Origin of the sequence: Amycolatopsis acididurans, assembly GCF_012328925.1 — a bacterium.
Classification (GTDB): domain Bacteria; phylum Actinomycetota; class Actinomycetes; order Mycobacteriales; family Pseudonocardiaceae; genus Amycolatopsis_E; species Amycolatopsis_E acididurans.
This window is the reverse complement of the sequence record NZ_JAAXLS010000109.1, coordinates 1-1382: the sequence shown is the minus strand read 5'-3', so window position 1 is coordinate 1382 and position 1382 is coordinate 1. Positions and strand designations below refer to the sequence as shown.

At 67.4% G+C, this 1382-nt stretch carries 1 protein-coding gene; it reads right to left on the bottom strand.

Going from position 1 to position 1382, the window contains the following annotated elements; all coding sequences use genetic code 11:
* Positions 1-41 precede the first annotated feature (41 nt).
* On the bottom strand, positions 42-1334 hold the full coding sequence (locus HFP15_RS42040; RefSeq protein ID WP_376768936.1) for an IS256 family transposase: 1293 nt from the start codon (positions 1332-1334) through the stop codon (positions 42-44).
* Positions 1335-1382: the final 48 nt, after the last annotated feature.

The window sequence follows — 1382 nt, the reverse complement described above, 5'->3', positions numbered from 1 at the left end:
GGGTCTGTCAAACGAGCGGTGTAACTCGGGTTGAAGGGGAACTACTTGCGTCCGGCGGCCAGACGGCCGTCGAAGGCGATCTCGAACGCGTTCAGCGCGGGTTTCCACCGCATCGTCCAGCGTTTCCGGCCGGCGCCGGTCGGGTCCAGACTCATGATCGCCATGTAGACGCACTTGAGCGCGGCTTGCTCGTTCGGGAAGTGACCGCGGGCCTTCACGGCGCGGCGGATGCGGGCGTTGACGCTCTCGATCGCGTTGGTCGAGCAGATCACCCGCCGGATCTCCGGATCGAACGCCAGGAACGGCACGAACTCCGCCCAAGCGTTGTCCCACAACCTGACGATGGCCGGGTATCGGGCGCCCCACGTCTCGGCGAACTCGGCGAACCGCTCGCGGGCGGCGGCCTCGGTCGGTGCGGTGTAAACCGGCTTGAGCGCCCTGGCGATCGCGTCCCAGTGCTGACGGCCGGCGTAGCGGAAGCTGTTGCGCAGCAAGTGAACCACGCAAGTCTGGGTGATCGTGGCCGGCCAGACAGCAGCGATCGACTCGGGCAACCCGGTCAGCCCGTCGCAGACGACCATGAGCACGTCAGCGACGCCGCGGTTCTTGAGCTCGGTGAGCACGTGCAGCCAGTACTTGGCGCCTTCGCCGCCCTCGCCGGCCCACAACCCGAGGATGTCGCGGCGGCCCTCGCAGGTCACCGCCAGCGCGACGTAGATCGGCCGGTTGGCCACCTTGCCGTCGCGGATCTTGACGTGGATCGCATCGATGAAGATCACCGGATAGACCGGGTCCAGGGGCCGGTTCTGCCACTCGACCATGCCCTCGACGACCTTGTCGGTGATCGTGGAGATGGTCTGCCGGGACACCTCGGCCCCGTAGACCTCGGCCAGGTGCGCCGAGATCTCCCCGGTCGTGAGACCCTTCGCGGCCAGCGAGATCACCATCTCGTCCACGCCGCCCAGGCGTTTCTGCCGCTTGGCGACGATCTTCGGCTCGAAGCTGGCATCCCGGTCCCGCGGCACGTCGAGCCGTACCGGGCCCACGTCGGTGAGCACGGTCTTGGCGCGGGTGCCGTTACGCGAGTTGCCGGTCCCACGGCCGGCCGGGTCGTGCTTGTCGTAGCCGAGATGGTCGGTGATCTCGCCCTCGAGCGCGGACTCCAGCAGCCGCTTGGTCAACTGCGCCAGCACCCCGTCCTCGCCGGTCAGCGCCAGCCCACCAGCCTTCGCGCGATCCACCAGCTGCGCGACGAGCTGCTCGTCCAGGCCATCCAGCCCGGACACGGGGTTCAAGTCCTCAGCGTTCTCCACGCCGGACATCATGTCGGTCATCAGGTGCACTTCCATGATCGGGAATTACACCGCTCGTTTTACAGTCCC

Coding starts and splice junctions, on each gene's coding strand:
- HFP15_RS42040 (WP_376768936.1), bottom strand. CDS start 1,334: ATGACCGACATGATGTCCGGCGTGGAGAACGCTGAGGACTTGAACCCC.